Raw genomic sequence first — 19194 nt, 5'->3', positions numbered from 1 at the left:
ACTATGTTTGGGATTCTGATTAGCGCGTTAAATTCGCTGCTAGGTTTTGTATTCAGGTCATTAATTATTAAGTTCGTCGTATTCTTTGCGTTGTATTTTATTGTTCAGGGCTTCGTTGAAATCCTTATTGAGTTACTGCCAGATTCAAGCAACCTCTCGTCGCTGTTTGCCAATTTATCAGATGGATTCTGGTACTTCATTAACCTGAGTAAATTACCGCAGGGGATTAGTATGATTATCTCCGCAATGGCTACTCGCTTTATTATTCGACGCATTCCGGTTATAGGGTGAGTTTTATGGCTATTTCTGCATATATTGGCATACCCGGCTCAGGAAAGAGCTATGAAGCCGTTTGCAACGTCATTATTCCGGCCTTTACCAGCGGCCGGAGAATTGTGACAAACATTTATGGATTACAGAAAGATAAAATCACCGAACGTTATCCTGATGCAACGGGAGAAATTATTGTTGTGGATAATGACGATGTGCTTAAAGCTGACTTCTTTCCTTTTAAAGGTGGGGAAGGGAGCTTTTGTCAGTTTGGGGATTTAATTGTTATTGATGAAGCATGGAGAATCTTCGGTAGCGATAAAGATATGACGTCTGAGAAGAAATCATTTATTGCTGAACATCGTCATTTTACGCACCCTGAAACAGGTATTAGCTGTGATTTGGTTATTGTAAATCAGTCACTTTCTAATATTGCCCGTTTCCTGAAAGACAAAATAGAAACAACTTATCGGATGCGCAAGCTGAAAGCGTTGGGCCTGAATAATCATTACTGTGTTGACGTATATTCAGGCCATAAAATCTATAAAAGCAATCTCGTTACCAGTTATCGCAACAAATATAACCCTGATATTTTTGAACTTTACAAAAGCTATGAAGGGACTAACGGTAATGAAAAGCAGACTGATAAACGCCAGAGCATCTGGAATTCTGGCAAAGTTAGGTTCTTTCTTGTGCTTTTTCCATTGATGTTTATCGGGTCAGGCTGGCTGATTTACTCATTTTTCAGCACGTTTGGCCGAAGCGATACCCCGCCAGATTTGCCTACAGCAGATGTACGAGATGCGGCCATGTTTCGTTCTTCTGCTGCTGTTCCAGCGCCAGATATTCCCTCAGAACCGGCTGAACCGCCACTTTCAACCGAATGGCGTATATCAGGAAGAATGACCAGTGAAGGCAGGGCATTTGTGATTCTTGTTAACGGTGCCGGTGTTCTGCGTGCCGTTCCCGCATCCAGTTTTAATTACAAGGGGATGTTGATGAGCGGAATTATTGATGGTGAGCGTGTGACTCTTTATACGGGGAAGAAATAATGAAACAGATTTTACTCGCATTAATGCTACTGATTTCTTCATGTGCTTTCGCTGGGTCAGAGCTTGAATTAAATAAAGTCAAGCTACCAGAAGCTATTTCTCTTATTTACAGTGAGGTGCTTAAAGTCCCGTATATGCTAGATCCGCAGCTTGTTAATGATGAACGAATGATTACGTTCAGGTTAACGCCTGATATTGATGAACGGGAATTTATAACCCGTTATCTTGGCAATATGAACATTCGAATATGGACGAAAAAGGGTGTTGACTTTATCGCGCCCTATACGCCGAAAGAGCCAGTTAAGCCGCGTTATACGTGGACTTATACGCCTCAGTACCGTTCTGTTGCCTACCTATCTGATATTCTTGGCGGCTACGTTTCCGGTTCCTTCAATAACAGTGGAGCCGTGATTTCTGACGATTCGCTAAAAGGTTCATCAGGGGCAAGCAACTACATTAATCGAACTGGTGATATTCTGGTTTATTATGGTACGAAAGAAGACATCGCCATTCTGAAAACACTGGTTACTTCGCTGGATACGATGAGTGATGAAGTGGTTGTTTCTGGTTATGTTTTTGAGGTTCAGACCTCGCAGTCTGACGGCTCCGGCATTCTTTTAGCGGCTAAAATCCTGTCTGATAAATTCAATATTTCAGTTGGTGCTGCCGGACTGGATAATTTTATCAATATTCGAACCGGCTCCATTGATGCCATTTTCAATCTGCTCAAAACCGACAGTCGTTTTACTGTGGTCAGTGCGCCACGACTGCGGGTAAAAAATAATGCCTCAGCGTCTTTTTCAGTCGGCTCGGATGTGCCAGTATTGGGCAGCGTTACGGTGAATAACAATACGACCACGCAATCCGTTGAATATCGTTCCAGCGGTGTTTTGTTTAACGTGACGCCATCAATCAAAAGTCGGACAATAGATCTCAAGATTCAGCAGCAGCTTTCCAACTTTGTGACCACTGAAACAGGCGTCAATAACTCGCCAACCCTTATCAAGCGTGATGTTACAACCGAAGTCAGCCTTGCAGATGGTGATATTATTTTACTTGGTGGTCTCGCTGAACAGAAAGACAGCAAGGCCAGTTCCGGCTGGAGCTTCTTCGGTTCCCGCACCAGTGAAAGCAACAAGACAGATATTATGGTGATGCTTCAGGTCAGAAAGATTGACCGGAGCAGGGCGACGCCCCGCAGCGCCGCGAGGAGCGGTGAACTGTTCCGGGACAACCTGAACTGATTGTATGGATTTTTATTATGGCGTTAACTTTTATGGGGTATGAACAGTACGACATCTTCTAGGTATTCAGTTACTTAGAGGATTTATTATGTCTGTAAAAAATAAGGTGCGTGACCGACTTCCCGGTGGCCGCCTTAAGTCATATCGTCGTGTGGGTTCACATTTTGCCAGTTGTGCCAGATGGTTTGATAAATCGCCGTCCTGGTATCGCAATATGATGATGACCAGGCCTGAGCGCCGTGAAGTCAGAAGGCTTCTCAACCAGGTAATGCGTGGTCATGATGCTGACGGCATTGCTTTTCCGGTCAGTCATCGTCCGTTTGTTTATTGGTGGTGAATTTCGTACGCACGAAATTTCACGCATAAACACCAGACAAAAAATCGTTAACTGTCTGTTTTGAAAGATAACGCCGGTCAGTGACAAAACTCGTTTTGTTGCTGTCCGGGGTTGGCCAAGCCGTACAGTTTCCATTTTCAGCGTTATGGCTGATTCGGCGCGGCAGCATTCATCAGGGGTTATTCATGAAAAAATTTATGACGCATCAGGAACTGAAAGTAATGCTTCTCAAAGATCCAGCATTCCGGGCTGCTTATGAAGCTGAGAGCCAGAACCCGCAATCCGCTTACCAGATTGTCCGGCATCATGGTGATGGCACTGAAGAGGTGGTGTTTGATTCTCGTGTATCAGGTACAGATTTACCAACTGCAACAGGATGAACAGGCCTGATTGGTGAGGTCAGGCTGTTCACTTACTGCTAATAGACATTTGATTCTGATTCGTTTGGAGAAACGGATGATTTTGAATCACTGTCGATAGTAGCCAGTTGACGGCCAGTGTCAACGATTCCCGCCAGATTCTGCCATCCTTATCATTGGTTCGCATAATGTATATTATGTTAAATGCAATATCACCAGCCGCACTGTACCAATGCCTGAGCCATTCCCTGCTGTTTTGGCCTTCAGGACCGCTCTGGTTTTCATTCATACTCAGTAAGATGCGTTCTGGTAATTCGTAAACATTTTTAGCAGTTGAACAAATCATTCCTCTCCGATAGCCTGTTTATTGTCCGTCTCACCCCTTCTCCGGCTTGACTTAACGTCGATTAGGAACAAAATAATTTCTCTTTTGTGTTAACCGGATGACTGGCCTATATGGATATCTGTTCTCGTGCCGTTTTCTCTCTGTCTCGCGTTAAAAAAATCAGTACGCTGGTTGTCGCAACAATCTTTCTGGCAAGTTGTTCATCAAAACCGCCTGTTTCGCTGGTGACGCCGCCAAAATCGACGCCGGCATCGCCGTATAAAACGCAAAAACTGAACGAACCTGTTCGCGGCGTGTGGCTGGCGACGGTTTCCCGGCTTGACTGGCCGCCAGTAGCGTCCGTGAATGTCAGTCACGCCACCACGCGGATCGCTATGCAAAAGAAGGCCTTAACAGACAAACTCGATAATTTACAGTCACTGGGTATTAATACCGTCTTCTTCCAGGTCAAACCGGATGGCACCGCCCTTTGGCCGTCAACCATCTTACCGTGGTCAGATATGCTCACCGGGAAGATTGGTGAAAATCCGGGCTACGATCCGCTCCAGTTCATGCTCGATGAAGCCCACAAACGTGGCATGCGCGTTCACGCCTGGTTCAACCCTTATCGCGTCTCCACCAATGTGAAACCGTCGACGGTAAACGAACTGAACCGTACCGTGTCGCTTCAGCCAGCCAGCGTGTTTGTCCTCCATCGCGACTGGATCCGTACCGCCGGTGACCGCTATGTTCTCGACCCAGGGATCCCGGAGGCCCGTGACTGGATAACCAGTATCGTAGCTGAAGTGGTGAAACGGTATCCGGTAGATGGCGTCCAGTTTGACGACTATTTCTATGCTGAATCCCCCGGTTCTGCGCTGAACGACAACCAGACCTTCCGGCGCTACGGCCAGGGATTTAGCTCAAAAGCAGACTGGCGTCGGCATAACACCCAACAACTCATTGAACAGGTTTCCCGGACGATCAGACAGATCAATCCGGACGTGGAGTTTGGCGTCAGTCCGGCCGGTGTCTGGCGTAACCGTTCGCACGATCCTGCCGGATCGGATACCCGTGGCGCGGCGGCTTATGATGAATCGTATGCTGACACGCGGCTTTGGGTTCAACAAGGCCTGCTGGACTATATCGCCCCGCAAATTTACTGGCCCTTCTCCCGCGATGCGGCACGTTATGATGTGTTGGCAAAATGGTGGGCGGACGTCGTGAAACCGACAAAAACACGGCTCTATATTGGTGTTGCGTTGTATAAGGTCGGTGAGCCCTCTCGCAATGAACCGGACTGGACGGTCAACGGCGGCGTTCCGGAACTGAAGAAACAGCTCGATTTAAATGAATCAATGCCGCAAATCAGCGGCACGATTTTGTTCAGAGAGAACAATCTCAACCAACCGCAGGCCCGGCAGGCCGTCAGTTACCTGAGAAATCGCTGGTCTAAGTGACACTGTCACGAAAAGAGAGCCACCGTGCTCTCTTTTCATTGCCATTTATGGATTTAGTCTCCAGCTCCAGCGCTCACTTCGGGGTTGGCCGTTGTTATCATAGGTCTGCACATCACCCTTTTTCTGCGACCAGTCTGTGAACGTTGCGATGAGTCGTCCTCCCCCCCCCACCAACGCCAGTTGATCGCCGTCAAGTACTGTACAGAGCCCACCAGGCAAGTCTGTAGCCCAACTGAGCGTATCAAACCCCCCGGTTTCTTTTGTTTTTTGGCAGCGCCATCCCCGATCTTCATCAACATTCAGGTTAAAAGACTTCTCTTTCCCCTCTTTTGTCTTGAGCACGACATTGGGCTTCGGCCAGTTACCATCGTGTGCAGGCAGCGGTGCTGTGGTGATGGGACCAATAATTTCAGGCAACCAGCGAACCTTCGCCTCTTCACCTGAGCCATCCGCATTCTTTTCAGGGAACAGCTGCGCCTGCAGGGCCGTCCAGTCCGTTGGCAAACAGTCGGTATATTGAAACTTATAGATGTAACCGATTGAGCCATCGGGCAAGTTGTCCTTTATCGGCGAATCGGCCATGTAAGAATGGAAGCGCAGTTGCGGATAACGCGTTTTATCCGTTATGGGATCGCGCTGCGGATAATAAACACCGGTCAGCCTCCCCAGTTGCTGGCCGGGCATCGGTGCCGCCACGTCATTAACAGGTTCAAACACCAGTAACAGGTGAAAGGTGCCTCCCCCCGGTTTGATACAAGGCTGTTCCTCTTCCCCTGTCCCGGTTTTCTTAATCGGTTCCAGGGGTTCAATCAACAAATCGCGGGAAATGTTTTCACTGGCTTGTATCTCGCTGCTACGGGTTAGCGTAATGGCATGTTCATGATTTGGCAGCGATTGATCGTACTCGGCCTCAATCGCCATCCGGAAGGACTGCCGGGAAATGGCCAGATGGCGGTACGGCATACCAATAAAGGTCAACCAGTGCGACTCGCCGTAGTCGCTGAGCAACAGGCGGCGGGCGTGACAATCCCCTGCGTTTTTCAACGCCACGGGCAGCGCAGATTTTATCGGCAACCCGGTCGTCGCCTCGGTGGTTTCCCACGGCGAATAACGCTTAGCGGTGGTCCATTGCTCACTACCAAAGGCCATGACCTGATCGATCACCTGCAACCCCCAGAGCATTTCAGCCGTTTTGCCCCACTGACCTTTGTGCCAACTGCACAGCAGACGGCGTGAGTCGTTTACATCGCCCTGTTTTTCCAGTCGTTTTCCTCCGGGGAGATGCATTGTGAGGAGAAAATCGGTGCCAGGAGGAACCTCGACGACGAAATCAAATGGAACGCGATCGTCACCCTCTTCCCGGCGTCCGAGTAACCAACTCTGCCCATCCGCGCTGAGGGGGAATTCATCGCTGAGCGTCCATTTTACGTGGGGGTCGAGCATTCGACGGATGCGAATCTTCGCCATTATCCAGTAAGCAAAAACGTCATGGCCTGTCGGACGGACAATAATGGCCGTCTGCGCCACTTTCGCATTACTGTCGGTGTCAAAGGTCAGGCCAAAGGGACGACCGACCTCAATTCCCCAGTTCATCACGGGTGCAGGCTTGACCGGCTCGCCCAGTTGGGTGAACCAGCTACTGTCAGGCAGATAAAGCGTCAGTTTCTTCGCCTCATCCTCACCCTGCTCCGGCCCTGCGTGGAAGACAGGATTGGGGCCAATTTCATTCACGGAAGCATAACGGGTCGCTTCGAGATCAATGTCGAAGGTTTCACCGACGCCGCTGTACTGCGTCAACGAATCCGTCCGACACAGCGCGTCATTCAGGCATACCAGCGCACCATTTGCGCTGGTACGGATCTCCGCCAGATTTTCCTTCTTCCGGGCCATCACCGTGCGAACCAGCGGAATGGTGTCCTGAATGATCGGCGGGCCGAGTCGCAGTGACGGATCGTTCCAGTTGATCCGCGCTGGCACAACGGTCCCTTTAGCCACAATCGTGTTCTCAAGTTCCCGGACCACCTTGCTATCCAGCCAGCTGCGATAACGCAGGATCGGGCGCAAGATGCAGGCAAAAAAACGCGCACCGTGATAACCTGGCAATCGCAGGCGACACAGTATCGCCGGCTCAGCAAGAGAACCAAAACGCCAGTCCGTCGGTCGTGCCGCGCGGTTGGTTTGCAGAATATGACTTTGCGTTTCACGTAATGACGAGGTACCAGCGAACGCTTCGGCCCACTGCTCGAGTTGGGTGTTGTCATCCAGTCGTTTTGGTAACGCCAGTGGATAGCCCGTCCAGTGCCATTCGTGTCGCTGCACCAGAAACCCCTTCAGCCAGTTTGCATCGAACCCCTCTTCCACCTTCAGATGTGCGAGGATATCAGACTCTTGCGTCGCGAAACTGAGCTGTTTCTGAATTGCTTCCAACGCCTCATTCGTGGTCTTAAGCAGAGTGCCTGCGTCGGGTAAACATTCAAACAGGTGAACCACAGGTGAGAACCCACGGTACGCCTCCCCGCTCCACAGTGGTTGCGTCTTGTCGATGGCCAGGTCTGCCATCCGGATATCTTTTTCAGACGTAAAGTATCGCTCTGGTACCAGCGACCAGATGGTCACCGTGGCAATCGTTCCGGGCTTCAGTGTGAGTGCGATCTCGCCCTTGTTGACCATGACGGTTGACGACGTTCCCGACTCAACACGAAGTGTGGCTGGCGTTAAAAAACCTCTGACTGCCATATAATCAGGTTCAACAAGGGTATTCACTTTGCTTGTGCCGTCATCAAACTCCACACTCAGCCCGATGGCCCGAACGGCAGGATGGCGTGGGAGATCGACACGATCCTCAGGCCGATTTTTCGGCGTTTTGCGAAGCTTACCTGTTAGCGTGGTGCGCAGGGCTTTGAGCTTCTGACTCTCCTTGAGGTCAGGTATGAGCAATGCCTGACTGATATCGGCCTCCATCCACCTTGTCAGAACCTGTTCTGTGGCATCCGGAGGGGTCAACGTCAGCGAGACGCTCCTCAGCGCGCTGCCGTTCCAGCCGGGTTTACCGTTGCAAATAACAGCAACGCGAGGACGTTTGCTCCCTGTCGCTAAATCTGTCTGATTCCAGGCGCGGGATTCCCCTTCCATTAGCCACGGATCAACGGCCTTCTCTGCTGACTGAAGCGTCACGGCACCCGGCGCAACCCGGCACAGATAAAGATATCCCGCAACCGGTTTCGCCTTCTCATCCTCACCGGGTAAAAAATTCAGTTTGCTGGCCTCTTTGAGTTCACACGGGTTGCCACTGATTTGAAAGTTCTTGCCCAAAACCTGTCCGCCATTGCCGATTGCCGTTCCTGTTACCCAGTAGCGAAAACCATAGGCTAACGGAGGGAGGCGCCACGGGGAGGTGTAGGTATCTGAGTTTTCTTTCGGATCTTCAGGCCAGCCAAAATCGAGACAGTCGACGCCGTCTTTGAGGCTCACTGCGCCACTCAGCGGTGCGCCAGAATAGGCAAACGCCACCATTTTGCGACCGTTTTGTACGGTAGCCCCTACGGTGTCGCTAAAGCGCTGTTCGAGCGGCGTCCATTTTCCGTGAACTTTCACCTGTAGCGCCGTATCCGTCAGCCATGCGCAGCCTAATTTGTGTACGATCTGTTCTTTCCCCATCGCCATGGCGACGGCATAGCCGCGAATGTCCCGATCGTCATAGGCTCCGGCTGGCGAGCAAACCTCAATCGCTAAATCGCGCTCCTCCCCGAGACTGTTGACCTGTTGCGTACCCGGCAACAGTAAATGCTGCTGTAGTACCTCAAAGGCTGCACTGATGCTGGCATTCTGTGCGTCAGGTTTTTTGCATTCCACCAGCAGAGCCAGCATCTCCTGATAGCGGTCGCTGAGAACGGCGACCTCGGGTGACATCTCTCCCGCAATCCAGAATTCGATGCCGGTGCGCAGGGTTTCTGTTGCTGCGGGCGCTGATTCAGACAGATGGTAAAACCACCAGTTCGCCTGCAATTGCGCAATGCTGTGGTCTGCATAATGAAGCGATATCAACGGATACCAGTCGCCAAACGTGCCTGCCGGATGACTGGCATAATTCACCGCCACAGCAGCCAGCCATGAGGTCATCATTATCCGTCGGCCATCGGCGGTACTTAACATCATCCCTACGTTTAGCGCAAAGTCGCGAAGGGTGTTACTGTCGGCAATGGGTTGCAATAGCCGGTGTTCGTCTGCCCCGGCGTGGTTAATGGCCTCCCGGAGGGTTCCCCAGACCCTGTCGTTATCGTCCCATTCCTCTAAGGGAATCACCACCGGATTGCTATCCTGAAGGCGATCCCAGAACCAGAAATGCTGAATCGGATTATTACGGGTATCAGAACGCAGATATCCGGGGCCGAGTGTACGGTTCAGCAGTTGGTGTTTCTTAATTTCTATCTTCCATTCATCATCATTTGTGTTGGTGGCAAGTACCTGAGCCAACATCGGCAGCGGTGCCAGAACCGCATCGGCCAGCCAGGCACGCATCCCCGTTTCCGTTCGCTCGGCACTCTGCAGTGTCGGCGTCAGCGTCACGTCAACGGCGGGTTTGATCGGTTGCATCACGACAGTGAACGCAGGCAAACCTGTGTAAGGTTCATCCTCTTTCTGCGTCTTCGCCTCGTAGCTAATCGTCACGATGTCGTCCGTTGTGATGGATCCCACTGGACTGAAAACGATATCCTGGCCGTGATGAGTAATGATGAATTCCGGAGCACAGGCATCAGGTCGTGTTGAATCGTTGAGGGTAAAACGTCGGGTCATCCTCAGCATATCCTGACTCACGCCGGCCGGTAACAACGTCAAGGGAGCAAACAGGTGCGGCAGACTGATTTCACCAGGACTGGCCTGTGCCAGCGCAATGTCGGGGGAAAACGGCTGCAGACAACGGCTGCACTTTTGCCTGATTTCGTCCGCCATCTTTTCCTGTACACCCTGCGGATCGGTTAACACAGTGGGTGGAACTGGCGTGACGAGCGTCAATTTTCCCTCGGAGATCAATGCCCAGCCGGTAATGCGCATCTGCCAGGGCCAGAGCAGAGAACCGACGGTGTCAATCACCGTCTGTCCGTCTGGCGGTGCATCACCTGCGGTTATTTCGCCCGTTGGCACCACCCAGTTAACCGAGATTTGACGCTTATCATCCACCAGCCCTTCATCGTTGCCATGCATCATCCAGCTAAACGTTGTTAATGACATAGACACCTCACAAATCCTGTTCAACTGTGCGGGAAATATGTGCCGTGTAGCACCAGCAAACTTCAATGGAAATATCCAGATGTCCACGCCCTTTCATGCGCCCGTTGTTATGTTCGACCTGCACCAGCAGATTCAGATACGCAGTCAGATAGCCCAGTACCTTCGCACTACCGGTCATTTGCACACCGGCGGCAAAAAAGTTCTGTGATGCTGTGGAAGAGAAACCGGCTTCAACAAACAGGCGAATGGCATAACTCCCCTCAGCGACGCCGGCAAGGTTGAACGTTTTCGTCGAGCTCAGCGCCACACCAATCGATGCCTCATACACGGGGATCAGCTCGCCGTTCTTGTACGCAGCCGCTGCCCGGGTCGTCAGCCAACCACCGCCGCCATAGACGCCTATCTGCATGGAAACCGGGGAGGCTTTTTCACCAATGCCAAAGTAGGTTTCAATCTGCATCAGCCCGTCGTTCATGTTCAGACGAAACCCGGAGGCCAGTACCGATTTGCCCAGCGAAACGCCGCCATACTCCAGCGGACCAAATGCCTGTTTCTGACTCACCGCCGCCCCCGTTGGCATCCCGGCGTTGTTTTTAACGATTTCCACATTGGGAGGAAGCTCAGGCATCGCACCACGCAACACATCGCCGATGAATTTCAGTGCGGAATGTGGCTCAATATTCTTCGGATCGATATCAAACGTAAAACCGGTGGCCTCGCTGTACTGAATACGGGCATCCGCAAAGGTCACCAACGGCTGGCCTGAAAAGTTAAGGATCCAGTCGCCGCTGAACAGCGCCTGGGTGCGGGTTTTAGTCGCATCACCGACGGAGATATCGACATCACTGGTGGCCACCAGCTTCGGTTTACGGACATCAAGACTCAGCGCGGAGATCTCAAACAGTGACTCTGTGCTCGTAAACTGATGATCAATGACCGCTTTGATACTGGCGCTACGCGTTTTGGGATCGATGTGATGGCTGATGCGAATGGCATCATCGGGTAAGTCCGGTAACTTGAATTTCTTAAAGAAGTTCTCAAAATCAATCGCCGTATTACGAATGATCTGCGAGAAATTAACGCCCTGAAGCGAGACGGGCACAATGTTACCGTTTAGTTCACAGGACGGAATGGTCAGCCCCAGTTCCTTAATCCCCGACTCCACTTCACGAAGTCGGGCCACAAACGGCGACGTTTCGATCTGGTCTTTTACATCATCGAAAATATATTCAATGTTGTCGGTACGAATGGTCAGTTGTGGGAGCTCTGGCGGATCCGAAAGCAGCTTCATCAGTTTGATGGCCTGTCCGGCTTTGGGAAACGCATCGGCGATGACCGAATTTGCTTCCTTTAGCGCCGTATCGATGACTTTCGCATACTCGCGGCTTTTTTGATCAAACAGTCGCGTGGCCTGATCAACAAACTGCTCACGGACCTGCCGGATCGTATCCACTACCTGTTTTTGCAGATCGTTGACGAAAGAGAGCCATTTCCCGGCGTCCGATAGTCCATTAATCAGCGTTATCACTTCCTCTTTGCGTCGTGCCAGTTCTGCCTGCACGACTTCGGTATTGTGACTCAATAATACGGTGGCCTGTTTACTGACCTCGTCGAGCCCGGTGGAGAGATCCCCAATGGCTTTATCCATCTCGTTGATAAACGTCTGGTTCCAGTAGTCAGTAAAGGCGGTTGAAAACGGCGAGCTGTTGACGAAGGGGGGGACGATCAGAGACTGGTTTAGCGCGTCCAGCGCCGCGACAAAGTCAAAAAATTGTTTATCAATCGAATTTTTCTCTTCAATGTTCTTGAGCAGCGCCCGGTACGCAACGCATGCCTGTTGCCATTGTTGGAAGAAGGTTTGCTTTAGATGATCGGCACCGAAGAGGTTGCCCTGCAGGGTGTCGATGGCGGCGAGTACCGACTCCAGCTTCATGGCAGTTTCGCGTATTACCTGCCTGTTTTTCTTCTCAAGCAGACTCAGCGTGTCATCCAGTGTTGTCAGTACAGGTGGGATTCGCTTTTCCAGTTCGGCAATCTGGGCATCCAGTTCACTGATGTTCCTGATGTGTTCTGGCACCTTGTCAAGAGTCGCGGTAAATGCAGAAACGGCTCGTTTCAGATTGTTCAGCGGCAACATGAGCAGATCGCGCAGATGCTGAGGCCCCTGCCATTGCGAAGGAAACGTCAGCGCGTTGATCGCGGTGCAAATATCGTCAACACGCTTCATGTTATCACTCAGAGCAGCCGCTATATTGCTGCAATACGCGTTGACCGCCATGAGCAACGCATCGCGATCCTTTATCGCCAGCAGCGCCTTATACTCCTCATTCGCACGCGTAATAATGGCATTCAGTACCGGATGCAGAGCATCAACCTGATCGGAAACCTCTACACAAAAGCGGTGCAAATTCTCAATGACCGCTTTCACGCCGTTCAATGATTCGCCGGAGCGTCTGACAAAAGTCTGTACGGGGAGATTGAGGTAACGATTCGCCAGCAACGACGTTATGCTCTCCACCTCATGATTCGGATCGCGGATTGTCGAAAACGTTGTCAGCAAATCATCGATCGCCGCATGCCCCTGAGCGCAGAGTTCATCGACCATCGTGACCGCCAGCGATCGCGCCAGACCGAGGCTCTTTTTGACGTGATCAATGGTTTCGCCCTCACCATGCGCAATTTTTGCAACCTCGATATTCAGCCGGTTGCTACATTCTGCAAAGACGTCATTGACTTGTTTGAGCAGGCGCACTTTGAACTTCTCAACGTTGTTCTCCTCATACAACGTCCATAGCTTTTTGGCATCCTGTAACAGCGTCTGGAGGGTCGCGTCCAGACTGTTAAGCTCAGCGCTGTATGTCGCGTGCTGGGTTAGCGCCTCAATCTTATCTTTCAGATTCCCCGTTTGCTTACTCAGATCCACCCTGCGTATCGCAAGCGTACGTTCAATCTGCATTGTACGAATACTGGCGACCAGTTCTTCTGTGCCGCGACCATGCACAATATTAGAGACGCCTTCCGGACGTAATGGCATCGAAAACCGGGGATTGGCCAGGGCCTGTAGGGTCAGGCTGGGAACCTGATGATATCCCAGAAGTTTGTCTGTCGTGGGGCGTGTCATGCCACCAAAGCAGTAATGCTCGTCACAGTCGATCGCTAACTGCGCCTCCCACTTGTCCGTATCCGCTCCGGCACCCGCTTTGGTGTTAGTAAAAAAATAGAGATGCTGCGGTTGGTCGTGCCAGTGCTGCGTCAGCTCATCGCCTCCGCTCCGCGCAACCGGTCCTGCCCACGGCTTAACATAAAAACCGGAGCTGTCCAGTTCGTTAAACAATGGGATTTCGTAGCCCGCTTCAACATCGTGTCCCCATGCGCCATTGACGTAAATGCGCTGCGTGGCGAAATGAAAGGCGTGCAGACATCCCGGTTTATTGGTTTCCGCAGACGTTTCACTCTCGAAAAGGCGATACGGTTCGAGGATCTCAATGTACTCCTCCATTTTGCGCAGTAGCGGACGCCCCAAAAATTCTTCCGCCTTCTGCTCCCCGGCAAACTGTGCGCCGGGCGCTGCGCTGCGAGAATAAACCACCACATGACGCGCTTTGTTCCAGACGGTGGCTATGCGGCCATAACGCGTTTTCACCAGCCGTGACAGCTGACCGTTTTCAACGCTGGCATCGAACTGCGTGCGTCCCTCATCAAAGGTCGCCTGCACCGCGCCGGTTGCACCAAGCGATGAGAGCGTCAGTTCCAGCAGACGCACGGATTTCGTGGCAGGAGTGCGTAACACCGCCATCAGTTCGGAGGCGAATTCGATGGAGTACAGCAGTCCAATCGGCAGCGTCCGCGCGGTGGCGGGTTCGCCGATATAATCATCCAGTTCTTTGCGCCGGGACTCATCCAGCGGTACCGAGTCGGGTAACGGATAAACGGCGACGGCCCCCTGCCTTTTGCCGCGCACCAGGGCGCTAAGACCTTCTGTCAGATCCAGCTTACGCTGCGGGTAGTTCGCATCTTTCAGTGTGAACCGGGCCAGGCGATTGATGAAATTTTGTCGCGCAGCGAGATGGTCCGTTCTCAGCGTGTTGATGCGTGCATTCAGTTCATCAATATCTTTCTGCGGTTTATGGCGAAAATAGGCTTCCAGCAGCGGACTCATGGCAAAGTCCTGTTCGCTTACCGGCAAGGCAATCGCTGGTTGCCCCAGTGCGCGGGCGATCTCGGAAACAATCACCGTACGCGGTAATTCAGGTGTGCGCAGATAGGTCAATTCCAGCGGATAGACCATCTCGCTCACCATCCGCGTCAGTTCAGCCTCCCGTAGAATGGATAACGTATCGCCAGGATGTACGGTATAGCGTCGATCCAGGCGGGAAGGACGCACCGTCAGTTCAGTACGGCGAGAAAAGCGAAACGGAAGCGGTTGGCCTCGAACAATGGGACTGGCCTGTCCGGCGGGACGAAAACGATCCCCGCGAACCATCGCTTCGCCCACTGCCTGCGGCGGAAAATTCAGGGAGACGCTCTCGATACCAAACCGCCACTGTGCCCCGTCAGGATCGTCACTCTTCCATTGCGCAATGATGTTGCCGGCCTCTTCCGTCAGCGTCGGTTGTTGTAGCTGCGAGACAATAAACGGGGTGTGGTTAATCTGAATCGTGGTCGTCTGCCGGAGCGTAAGAATGCGCTCCGCCTGTTCCAGCGTCAGGGTCCACGTGGTATCTCGTCCGGGCTGTCCGCCTTCGCACACAATTTTCAGACTGGCTCCGGCCTGCTGGTCGGCGATAACAATGGCTTCACCGCAGTTGGCGCTGAAATAATGCAGCTCATCCCCGGCTTCATCCGCTGTCATGTTACGCAGGGCTGAACGATGCAAATTTGATTCCGCCAGAACCGGCGACAAACTGACGCTGTCCAGTTGCAGCGTCAGTTCATAACGCATATTAAAGCTGTTTTCTGTCAGGAACAGGCTGACTGCGTGCCCTGACGTCGCCAGGTTCAGAGCCAGTCCATCAAAATAGACCGTTTTTCGCGATTGACTGTGAAGCGCTACGTTGTCGGCGGTGCGCTCAGAGAATTCAGGATACTTTTTCGATGGGGACCAGCGAAAACCAGGACTCTTACTGAGAGCAAACGTGACGGCCACAGGGTCGTTCTTATCCACATCAAAGTTTAACTGGAGGTTGTTATCCTTCGTGAACATCGGTAAAAGACTGACCCGGTCGCTACGTCGACTGCGGCGCCAGCCCGCTTCGATGCTTTCCATCAAGTCTTGCCAGGCGGTGGTGAGTTCTGACATTGCAACCTCCAGGGAATAGTGAAGACGACACTGCGGTATCCGTCGAGCGATCACTCCCGGGACACGATCTCCCAGTTCAGTTCACCCTGTGGAAATGTTCCTCCCGGATCGTTCTTCCCGCCCTCTCCGTCGCTTTTGTCGGGGAAACCCGTCAGAAAAGCCACTGGCGTGACGCCAAGCCCCATTAACTGAAAATCGTTAAGCATCGGCCCCTTGTCGATAGAAAAAACATCAGGTTGCTCTGACATCCATTCTGACTGTCCGGGAAGAAAAGAGATGTCGATTGTTAAGCGGGCAGAATGTCCGTCGGAAGCGGTAATTTCTACGGTATAACGAGTGCTCATCATTTAACTCCTGAACAGGCGGGATAGCATTATTTATGCCAGTAATACATTTCAGGATAGTGTAATGATTTAATGGGTTACTCTAAGAGAAAAAGATTATTCAACCGATGGGAATCATACTGAGGCATTAATTTAATAACCCTGTTCGCGAATATTCAGAACAGGGTTATTAACGGTAAAGATAACCAGGCAAAACGTGTATTTTCAGGGCAAGCTTGCGATACCCGGATCATCCCCTTCGACCGAATAATAGCGAGGAAGATTAGGCGGCCGATAATCCGGATTCGTGTTCATCAAATTGACCACCGACGCATGCACGCTGATGGTGCCCGTCATTGGCCGCGGTACCGGCTGACCAAACGGCGGCATCGCCCCAATTTTGAGCTCACGCTGATGATCTTCTCCGGTCCAGACCAGGCGTGGGAGCCATTCGGCAAGTTTCCAGCCCAACAGCATCGAGTCGTGAATAGCAGGAAATCCCGGGAAGCGAATCGACAATTCTTTTCTGGCGCGGGAGAAATCGATGCGCAGTCCTGCGCGCCAGGCCTCCCCCAGCATCCAGCGAAAAGCCGTCAGCGCCAGTTGTGCCTGCGGTGGCGGATACCCCCCGCCAACGTCAGAATGTACCCCGGCAAACCACACCTCTTTAAGATCCGTTTTCACATCGCTATTTCTGCGCCAGAGATGCTGGCGAAAGAAGCAGCGCCGCTCGTCAATAGACACCGCATGACGGACGATGTCGACGGCGGGGTTCTTCGCGGTATAGGGAATGATCACCGGATCATAAATCCAGCCCACCGACTTCACCGTATCAAACAGGCCCAGAAAATGGACATTCACCCGCCGGCCAAAAGTCGATTTGAAGCGCGCCTGCAGTTTGAAGTCCGGCGCATTATTCTCCCCGCTCCTGGCCAGCAGCATCGCCCACGCATAGTCAAAGAGATGTGCCTGATGACCGTCGACAATACCCGCTGTGTGAATCAATGCCGCCAGCGCTCTGGCGGCATAGGCACCGCGGGAAAAACCGAACAGATAGATTTCGTCACCCGCCCGGTAATTCTCCGCCAGAAAATGATACGCCCCTTCGACATTACGTTTGAGCCCCCAGCCAAACGCCAGTCCGCAGATCCGTGACGGCAATTTTTGCCATTCAAAAAGCGTCTCCTTGACGCCGAACGTTCCGACGCCCTGATCGTAATAAGTCAGCACGTCTGCGCTCCCTTTCGGCAGTGAGCGCAACAGCCGAATCACATTCGTCGGTTTATGACTGAAGCGATTGCCCGTGCCATCGAGAAAAATAACCAGTTGACGTCCCATCGTAACCTCCACTGTTTCGCTGCGGATATGCTGTGACTGAAGAGAAAGTAGAACGCAATGTACGTTCTGAAGAATTGTTGGCGATCAACGCTACGGTAAATGTTCAATAAATGACGCGATAAAGAATAGTTAAATACACGCTAATTATTTCCCGGAGTAAAAAACAGGATTTATTACATAATGATGACGCTATTGCTCAACAAATCGCTCATATTATTTTATGATTTGAAAAACAGACTGACATTCAAAGATTCTGTGAGCTACCTTATGTGGGTTACATCATTACTCTCAACGATCAAACGGATGGACTATACTTTTTAGATGTTGATTAGTTTTAAAAGTCGCTTAAAAAGGATTTTTCTTGCTACTTTTGGCTATATCTATAATTGTTTCAGGCTTACTTCGCCTGAACGCATGAAAATATGGCTTAAGGCATTACACTATCTCATTACTGTCATCCTGTCCCCTTTCAGGTGTTTTGTGATTTAGATTCGTCTTACTATCCAGACTGTGCTTATGACCCTGGCCGCAATGTTGTTCGCTAACCACTGTAAGGATCTACATCATGGAGATGTATCTTAAGAGAATGAAAGATGAATGGGTCGCACTGGTTGAACAAACCGACCCTCATATTCGGAAACTTGCTTCTGAGATAGCGATTACGCATGCCCACGCATTGAGCATTGAGTTTTATCGCATTGTTCTCGCCGATCCGCATGCTGAGGAGTTTTTGAGTAATGAGCAGGTTGAACGCCAACTCAAAAGTGCACTTGAAAAGTGGATTGTGGATGTGCTATCCGGCGAAGCCGATAATATTGATGAACTGATAAAAGTGCAGCACACGGTTGCTGAAGTGCATGCGCGTATTGGTATTCCGGTCGAACTGGTCGAAATGGGGTTCCGGGTTCTGAAAAAGATCCTCTATCCGATCATTATTGATGGTCAGTATGATTCAGTTGAAAAACTTCAGGTTTATCATTACTCGATAAACAGCATCGATCTGGCAATGGAAGTGATGTCCCGGGCCTTCTCCTTCAGTGAAAGTACTGCCGCCAAAGAAGATGAAAACTATCGTATTTTTACCCTGCTGGAAAATGCGGAAGAAGAGAAAGAGCGGCAAATTGCCGCCCTGCTTTCATGGGAAATGGACATTATCTATAAAGTGTTGCTGGATTCCGACCTCGGCAGCAGTCTGCCCTTAAGTCAGGCGGATTTTGGTCTGTGGTTTAATCACAAAGGACGCCATTATTTCAGCGGTATTGCGGAAGTCGGTCACATTTCGCGTTTAATTCAGGACTTTGACGGTGTGTTTTATAGCACCAGTAGCACGGCCAAAGCGCTGAACAATAAAGCATCACGGGTGAAGTTCCTGCTGCAAATCCGCAATTCTGTCTCGCAAATCATTACCCTGCTGCGTGAATTGTTTGAGGAAGTGTCCCGCCATGAGGTGGGGATGGATGTGCTGACTAAATTACTCAACCGCCGCTTCCTGCCGACCATTTTTAAGCGTGAAATTGCTCATGCTAATCGCGCCAATACTTCGCTCTCGGTGTTGATTATCGACGTCGATAAGTTTAAAGAGATCAATGATACCTGGGGACACAATACCGGTGATGATATTCTGCGTCGGGTTTCTCAGGCTTTTTATGATAACGTACGCAGCAGTGACTATGTTTTCCGCTACGGTGGCGATGAATTTGTTATCGTGCTCACCGAAGCGAACCAGACCGATACGCTGCGTACCGCTGAGCGTATTCGTAGTCGCGTTGAAAAAACCAAAATTAAAGCGCCGGATGGCGAAATCATCCCACTTTCACTGTCAATTGGCGCCGCCATGTTTAATGGTCATCCGGATTACGAGCGCTTAATACAAATCGCTGATGAAGCGTTGTATACGGCAAAAAGACGGGGCAGGAATTGTGTTGAACTCTGGAAACCAGCCTCCTGATAAATATCCG

The 19194-nt window shown here is 51.1% G+C and carries 10 protein-coding genes and 1 pseudogene; 7 read left to right on the top strand and 4 right to left on the bottom strand.

The window, feature by feature from the left end; translation table 11 throughout:
• Positions 1-3: 3 nt before the first annotated feature.
• From WM46_RS06940 to WM46_RS06910, 6 genes and pseudogenes are all read left to right on the top strand, one after another.
• Positions 4-291 carry a DUF2523 domain-containing protein gene (locus tag WM46_RS06940; protein WP_102601827.1) on the top strand — a complete coding sequence of 96 codons (288 nt, stop codon included), beginning with the start codon at positions 4-6 and terminating at the stop codon, positions 289-291.
• 5 nt (positions 292-296) lie between these two features.
• Positions 297-1322, top strand: a complete 1026-nt coding sequence (locus WM46_RS06935; RefSeq protein WP_102601826.1) for a zonular occludens toxin family protein — start codon at positions 297-299, stop codon at positions 1320-1322.
• Positions 1322-2566 (top strand): type II secretion system protein GspD, encoded by a 1245-nt coding sequence (locus WM46_RS06930; RefSeq protein WP_102601825.1) that lies wholly within the window; start codon positions 1322-1324, stop codon positions 2564-2566. The genes WM46_RS06935 and WM46_RS06930 overlap by 1 nt, the downstream gene beginning before the upstream one ends.
• Before the next feature lie 88 nt (positions 2567-2654).
• Positions 2655-2903 carry a hypothetical protein gene (locus WM46_RS06925; RefSeq protein WP_095110067.1) on the top strand — a complete coding sequence of 83 codons (249 nt, stop codon included), beginning with the start codon at positions 2655-2657 and terminating at the stop codon, positions 2901-2903.
• A gap of 197 nt (positions 2904-3100) precedes the next feature.
• A pseudogene (locus WM46_RS06920) lies at positions 3101-3300 on the top strand (hypothetical protein).
• Positions 3301-3718: 418 nt separating this feature from the next.
• Positions 3719-5047, top strand: coding sequence for a glycoside hydrolase family 10 protein (locus WM46_RS06910; RefSeq protein ID WP_102601822.1), 1329 nt, complete (start codon positions 3719-3721; stop codon positions 5045-5047).
• 45 nt (positions 5048-5092) lie between these two features.
• On the opposite strand, the gene WM46_RS06905 is transcribed toward WM46_RS06910, so the two are convergent.
• The 4 genes from WM46_RS06905 to WM46_RS06890 form a co-directional block, all read right to left on the bottom strand.
• Positions 5093-10276: a hypothetical protein gene (locus tag WM46_RS06905; protein ID WP_187394460.1), complete on the bottom strand. Its 5184-nt coding sequence runs from the start codon at positions 10274-10276 to the stop codon at positions 5093-5095.
• A gap of 7 nt (positions 10277-10283) precedes the next feature.
• Positions 10284-15575, bottom strand: a complete 5292-nt coding sequence (locus WM46_RS06900) for a hypothetical protein (protein ID WP_102601820.1) — start codon at positions 15573-15575, stop codon at positions 10284-10286.
• 50 nt (positions 15576-15625) lie between these two features.
• Positions 15626-15922 (bottom strand): hypothetical protein, encoded by a 297-nt coding sequence (locus WM46_RS06895; RefSeq protein WP_187394459.1) that lies wholly within the window; start codon positions 15920-15922, stop codon positions 15626-15628.
• Positions 15923-16123: 201 nt separating this feature from the next.
• On the bottom strand, positions 16124-17236 hold the full coding sequence (locus WM46_RS06890) for a DUF2235 domain-containing protein (RefSeq protein WP_102601818.1): 1113 nt from the start codon (positions 17234-17236) through the stop codon (positions 16124-16126).
• A 565-nt stretch (positions 17237-17801) separates the two neighbouring features.
• Between WM46_RS06890 and WM46_RS06885 the strand changes: the two genes are divergently transcribed.
• Positions 17802-19184, top strand: a complete 1383-nt coding sequence (locus WM46_RS06885) for a diguanylate cyclase (RefSeq protein WP_102601817.1) — start codon at positions 17802-17804, stop codon at positions 19182-19184.
• Positions 19185-19194 lie beyond the last annotated feature (10 nt).

This window comes from Citrobacter freundii complex sp. CFNIH2 (assembly GCF_002880615.1).
Classification (GTDB): domain Bacteria; phylum Pseudomonadota; class Gammaproteobacteria; order Enterobacterales; family Enterobacteriaceae; genus Citrobacter_A; species Citrobacter_A amalonaticus_F.
This window is presented reverse-complemented; position numbering and strand designations above follow the sequence as displayed.

Excerpts from the sequence above, each read along its gene's own strand:
- WM46_RS06935 (WP_102601826.1), top strand. The coding sequence starts at position 297 with ATGGCTATTTCTGCATATATTGGCATACCCGGCTCAGGAAAGAGCTAT.
- WM46_RS06895 (WP_187394459.1), bottom strand. The coding sequence starts at position 15,922 with ATGATGAGCACTCGTTATACCGTAGAAATTACCGCTTCCGACGGACAT.
- WM46_RS06910 (WP_102601822.1), top strand. The coding sequence starts at position 3,719 with ATGGATATCTGTTCTCGTGCCGTTTTCTCTCTGTCTCGCGTTAAAAAA.
- WM46_RS06890 (WP_102601818.1), bottom strand. The coding sequence starts at position 17,236 with ATGGGACGTCAACTGGTTATTTTTCTCGATGGCACGGGCAATCGCTTC.
- WM46_RS06925 (WP_095110067.1), top strand. The coding sequence starts at position 2,655 with ATGTCTGTAAAAAATAAGGTGCGTGACCGACTTCCCGGTGGCCGCCTT.
- WM46_RS06930 (WP_102601825.1), top strand. The coding sequence starts at position 1,322 with ATGAAACAGATTTTACTCGCATTAATGCTACTGATTTCTTCATGTGCT.
- WM46_RS06900 (WP_102601820.1), bottom strand. The coding sequence starts at position 15,575 with ATGTCAGAACTCACCACCGCCTGGCAAGACTTGATGGAAAGCATCGAA.
- WM46_RS06940 (WP_102601827.1), top strand. The coding sequence starts at position 4 with ATGTTTGGGATTCTGATTAGCGCGTTAAATTCGCTGCTAGGTTTTGTA.
- WM46_RS06905 (WP_187394460.1), bottom strand. The coding sequence starts at position 10,276 with ATGTCATTAACAACGTTTAGCTGGATGATGCATGGCAACGATGAAGGG.
- WM46_RS06885 (WP_102601817.1), top strand. The coding sequence starts at position 17,802 with ATGGAGATGTATCTTAAGAGAATGAAAGATGAATGGGTCGCACTGGTT.